This window comes from Mesorhizobium sp. M1E.F.Ca.ET.063.01.1.1, assembly GCF_003998155.1.
Taxonomy (GTDB): domain Bacteria; phylum Pseudomonadota; class Alphaproteobacteria; order Rhizobiales; family Rhizobiaceae; genus Mesorhizobium.
Window position 1 is genome coordinate 1 of record NZ_RZSC01000432.1, and the last position, 5,020, is coordinate 5,020.

The following is a 5,020-nucleotide window of genomic DNA, read 5'->3' on the forward strand; positions in this document are numbered from 1 at the left end:
GGCGCGAGGCGCTGGTGGTGGCGGTTGTCATCCCGACGACGATCCTGCTCACGCTCTTTGCCTCCCGCATCATGGGTTACACGCTGAACCGCGTCAGCCTGTTCGCGCTGATCTTCTCGATCGGCATCCTGGTCGACGACGCCATCGTCGTCATCGAGAACATTGCCCGCCACTGGGCCATGGATGACGGGCGTTCGCGGAGCGCCGCCGCCATCGACGCTGTCGCCGAGGTCGGCAACCCGACCATCGTCGCCACGCTGACCGTCGTCGCGGCGCTGCTCCCGATGCTTTTCGTGTCGGGCATGATGGGACCGTATATGAGCCCGATTCCGGCCAATGCCTCGGCCGCGATGCTGTTCTCCTTCTTCGTCGCCGTGATGCTGACACCCTGGCTGATGATGAAGCTTGGCCGCAGGCAAGACGCGGCGGATGGACGGACAGGCCATGGCGACGGACATATAGGAGCGCTCGGCCGCGCCTATGTCGCGGCCGCCCGGCCGATCCTGAAGTCGCGCCTGCGTGCCTGGATGTTCCTGCTCGTCGTCGGTGTCGCGACGCTGTCTTCCATGGCGCTGATCTACACCAGGCATGTGACGGTGAAGCTGCTTCCGTTCGACAACAAGACCGAGCTGCAGGTGGTCGCGGACCTGCCCAAGGGCTCGTCCGTCGAGGACACGAACCGGCTGCTGCAAGCAGCGGTCGACCGCCTGGCCGGCGTGCCGGAGGTCGTCTCCTTCCAGACTTATGCCGGCTCCGCCGCGCCCTTCAACTTCAACGGACTGGTGCGCCATTATTATCTGCGCTCCAGCCCCGAGCAGGGCGACGTGACTGTCAACCTAGTACCGAAGGGTGAGCGCGGCCGCGCCAGCCACGCCATCGCGCTCGACATACGCGAGCGCCTGAAAGGCATGGCCATGCCGGCGGGCACAGTCGTCAAGGTGGTCGAGCCGCCGCCCGGACCACCGGTGCTGGGCACGCTGCTGGCCGAAATCTACGGGCCGGACGCCGAGACCCGCCGCGCTGTCGCGGCCAAGGTGCGCGAGACCTTCTCGAGCGTCCCGTTCATCGTCGACGTCGACGACAGCTTCCACAAACAACCCGGACGGCAGCGGCTGGCGATCGACCAGGACAATCTCGAATATTACAAGGTCGAGCAGTCGGACGTTTACGACACGCTGAGCTATCTCTTCGGCGGCACCACTGTCGGCTATTCGCACCGCGGCGGCGGCCGTTATCCGATCCCGATCCGCATTGCCTTGTCAAAGGCCGGTGGCGTCGTCGACCAGCGCGCGCTGGCGACGCCGGTGCCGGCCAATGCCTTGCCGGGCGCTCGCGACGTGGTCGAGCTCGGCGACGTGGTGCGCCTTGCGGGCGAGCCCGCCTCGTACCCGATCTTCCGCCACAACGGCCGCCCCGCCGAAATGGTGATGGGCGAGTTGGCCGGCGCCTTCGAGGCGCCCGTCTACGGCATGCTCGCCGTCGACGACGCGATCGCCAAGGCGGACTGGAGGGCGCTGCCGAAGCCGGCGATCGCGCTGCATGGCCAGCCGGACGACGAATCGAAGCCGACGCTTCTGTGGGACGGCGAATGGGAGGTGACCTGGGTAACCTTCCGCGACATGGGCGCCGCCTTCATGGTGGCGATCCTCGGCATCTATATCCTGGTCGTCGCGCAGTTCGGCTCCTTCCGGCTGCCGCTGGTGATCCTCACCCCGATCCCGCTGACGCTGATCGGCATCATGCTCGGCCACTGGGCTTTCGCCGCGCCCTTCACGGCCACGTCGATGATCGGCTTCATCGCACTGGCCGGCATCATCGTGCGCAACTCGATCCTGCTGGTCGATTTCATCCGCCACTCCCGCGGCACCGACCGGCCATTGGTCGACATCCTGCTCAAGGCCGGCGCGATCCGCTTCAAGCCCATCCTGCTCACCGCGCTGGCCGCGATGATCGGCGCGGCGGTGATCCTGACGGACCCGATCTTCCAAGGTCTCGCCATCTCGCTGCTGTTCGGGCTTGCCTCTTCGACGCTGCTGACGGTGCTCGTCATTCCGGCGATCTATGTGGCGCTGCGGAGTTGATGGCTCCCGGGGCGGGATTGCCGGCTTGAGCCGTCTCGTCGGCGGACGGCTCAAAGCATGTCTCCCGAAAGTGGGACCCGGTTTCGGGAAAAAGACATGCGTAAAAACAAAAACCTAAAGCGCAGAAGCGATCTGAAAGATCGCGGCGCGCTTTAGGCGGTCTTCATCGCATTGCAGATTTCTTCGACCAGCAATGCGGCCGAAACCGAGCCGGGGTCCGGATGACCCAGCGAGCGCTCGCCGAGCCGCGCGGCGCGGCCGACGGTTGCGATCATATCGCGTGTCGCTTCCGCGCCCTGGCGGGCGGCGGCGGCTATGGCGTCGGCGCTCTGGCCATTGACGGCCGCATCCGCGGCTGGAGCCCAGGCATCGAGCATCGTCTTCTGCCCGGGTTCGGCCTTGCCGCGCTGGACGATGCCGTCGCGCATCGCCGCAATGACGGTCCGCAGTTCGCCGCTCGGCATCGACCCGCGCGGACCCGCGGCCTTGCCGGCGCGCAGAAGGGCGGTCGCGTAGAGAGGTCCGGAGGAGGCGCCGACAGCGTTGAGAAAGCCCTTGGCGGCGGCATTGAATACGTCCTGCAGCGTGCCCTCGGCAGCCTGGGCTGCATCGGCCGCGGCCTTCATGCCTTGTTCCATGGCGATGCCGTGATCGGCGTCCCCTATTACCCCGTCGAGCGCGCAGAGCCTGTCGCGCTCACTCGCCATCCGTGCGGAGAAGGCGCCGAAAAGGGCCTTCAAATCCCTGGTCGTAAACTCCATCTTGCTCAGCTCCGGAACATGGCGCAGTCGCAGGGATGGTCGATCATGCGCTGCAGTTCGTCATCGAGATGCATGATGGTGATCGAGGCGCCGGCCATGTCGAGCGACGTGCAGTAGGGGCCGACCAGCGTCTTGTGGACGACCAGCCCGGCAGCCTTCAGGCGTTCCGCGATCCGGGCGTTCAGGATGTAGAGTTCCATCAGCGGCGTCGCGCCGAGCGAATTGACCAGCACCGCGACACGATCGCCGGCCGGCGCTTTCATTTCCGCCAGGATCGCGTCCATGATTTCGTCGGCGACGTCGTTGGCCGGCCGCAATGGCCCGCGCCGCACGCCGGGCTCGCCATGGATGCCCATGCCGATCTCCATCTCGCCGGCGGGCAGATCGAAGCTCGGCCGCCGCGTCTGCGGCAGGGAACAGGACGAGAGCGCCACGCCCATGGTGAAGGTGCGGTCGTTGGCGTGCCGGGCGATCCGTTCCACCTCGTCCAGCGGCATCATCATGTCCGCGGCCGCGCCCGCGGCCTTGAAGATGAACACATTGCCGGCAACGCCGCGACGCTTTTGCCGCTGGTCGCGTGGCGCGGATGCGATGTCGTCGGTGGTCAGCACCGTGCGTGCCTCGATGCCTTCCATCTCCAGAAGCTCGGCGGCCATGTCGAAGTTCATCACGTCGCCGGCATAGTTGCCATACATGAACAGGACACCGGCATCGCCGCTCGCGGCCATCGCCGCGTCGACCGCCGGCTGCGGAGGGGGCGAAGCGAAGACGTTGCCGATCGCGGCGGCGTCCGCCAGCCCCTTGCCGACATAGCCCAGGAAGGTCGGCTCGTGGCCCGAGCCGCCGCCGATGATCAGCGCCACCTTGCCACTCCGCGGACCGTGTCTGGCGACGACCGCACGCGGCGCGTTGTCCGGGCGCCAAAGATGCTCGGGATGCGCGGCCATGATGCCTATCAGCATTTCGTCGACCGCCGCGTTGCCATCGTTGATCAGCTTCTGGCTCATGCTCATGCGTTTCTCCCCTGCACTATCGTCGGCGGCGAGACTAAAGCGTTTCCCGACCGCTTGGAACGTTCTGTTTTTCTTGGCGAGAAATGCAGCCGGAAGGTCGCGAGGCGCGGCACGGTGCATCGCGGAACCTCGGAACGGCACGGCGCTGTCAACCGCCGAGGCCGTCGCGGATGGCCGAGAAATAGCGGTCGGTCCCGACCTGCCCGCCCTTCAGCGCGACTTCCAGCCCGTCGACCGCCGCGATGCTGGAATGGGCGACGCACAGCGGCGAGCCGGGCGATGCCGGCAGCGGCCTGTTCAGCCCTGCGGCTGAACCTGCGGCAGCGCGGCGTCGAGCGACCGTTCGAACGCGTCAACCAGGGCATCGACCTCAGCCTCGGTGATGATCAGCGGCGGACAGAAGGCAATCGCATCGCCCATGTTGCGCGAGATCACGCCATTCTGCTGCAGGAAGCCGTTGACCAGCGCGCCGAGCGCGGCGGGCTTGCCCCACGGCGCCTTGCTGGCCTTGTCGGCGACCAGCTCGACGGCGGCGATGAGGCCGACGCCGCGCACCTCGCCCACCAGCGGATGGGAATCCAGCTTGCGCAGCCGTGCCTGCAGGCGCGCGCCGACCTTGCGCGCATTGCCGACGAGGTCGCGCTCCTCGATCAGCTTGATGTTTTCCAGCGCGACGGCAGCAGCCACCGGATGGCCGCCGCCGGTGAAGCCGTGGCCGAAAGTGCCGATGCGGTTGCTCTCGTCGGCGATCGGCTCGAATACCTTGTCGTTGATGAGCAGCGCCGAGATCGGCAGGTAGGACGACGAGATCTGCTTCGACAGTACCATGATGTCGGGCTTGATGCCGAAAGTCTGCGAGCCGAACATCTTGCCGGTGCGGCCGAAGCCGCAGATCACCTCGTCGGCCACCAGCAGGATGCCGTATTTCGACAGCACCGCCTGGATCTTTTCCCAATAGCCGGCTGGAGGAACGATGACGCCGCCGGCGCCCATGATCGGCTCGCCGATGAAGGCGGCGATCGTCTCCGGCCCCTCGGCAAGGATCAGCGTCTCGAGATCTTCGGCCAGCCAGCTGGAGAACTGCTCCTCGCTTTCGCCAGGCTCGGCGTCGCGCCAATGGTGCGGCGTCGAGGTGTGCAGGATATTGGCGCTCGGCAGGTCGAAG

The 5,020-nt window shown here is 66.6% G+C and carries 4 protein-coding genes and 1 pseudogene; 1 reads left to right on the forward strand and 4 read right to left on the reverse strand.

What is annotated here, in order from left to right; genetic code table 11:
* A partial coding sequence (locus EOA29_RS24635) for an efflux RND transporter permease subunit (RefSeq protein ID WP_145969774.1) occupies window positions 1-2,081 on the forward strand: 2,081 nt, incomplete at its 5' end.
* 152 nt (window positions 2,082-2,233) lie between these two features.
* Here EOA29_RS24635 and dhaL read toward each other — a convergent pair.
* The 4 genes and pseudogenes from dhaL to EOA29_RS24655 all read right to left on the reverse strand — a co-directional run.
* Window positions 2,234-2,842 carry a dihydroxyacetone kinase subunit DhaL gene (gene dhaL / locus EOA29_RS24640; RefSeq protein WP_126092021.1) on the reverse strand — a complete coding sequence of 203 codons (609 nt, stop codon included), beginning with the start codon at window positions 2,840-2,842 and terminating at the stop codon, window positions 2,234-2,236.
* 5 nt (window positions 2,843-2,847) lie between these two features.
* On the reverse strand, window positions 2,848-3,849 hold the full coding sequence (locus EOA29_RS24645; RefSeq protein ID WP_126095756.1) for a dihydroxyacetone kinase subunit DhaK: 1,002 nt from the start codon (window positions 3,847-3,849) through the stop codon (window positions 2,848-2,850).
* Between the two features lie 154 nt (window positions 3,850-4,003).
* Window positions 4,004-4,147, reverse strand: a pseudogene (locus EOA29_RS43210) (four-carbon acid sugar kinase family protein); the annotation flags it as partial.
* Between the two features lie 5 nt (window positions 4,148-4,152).
* Window positions 4,153-5,020 (reverse strand): aminotransferase class III-fold pyridoxal phosphate-dependent enzyme (locus EOA29_RS24655; RefSeq protein WP_127221734.1); only part of this gene is annotated, 868 nt, incomplete at its 5' end.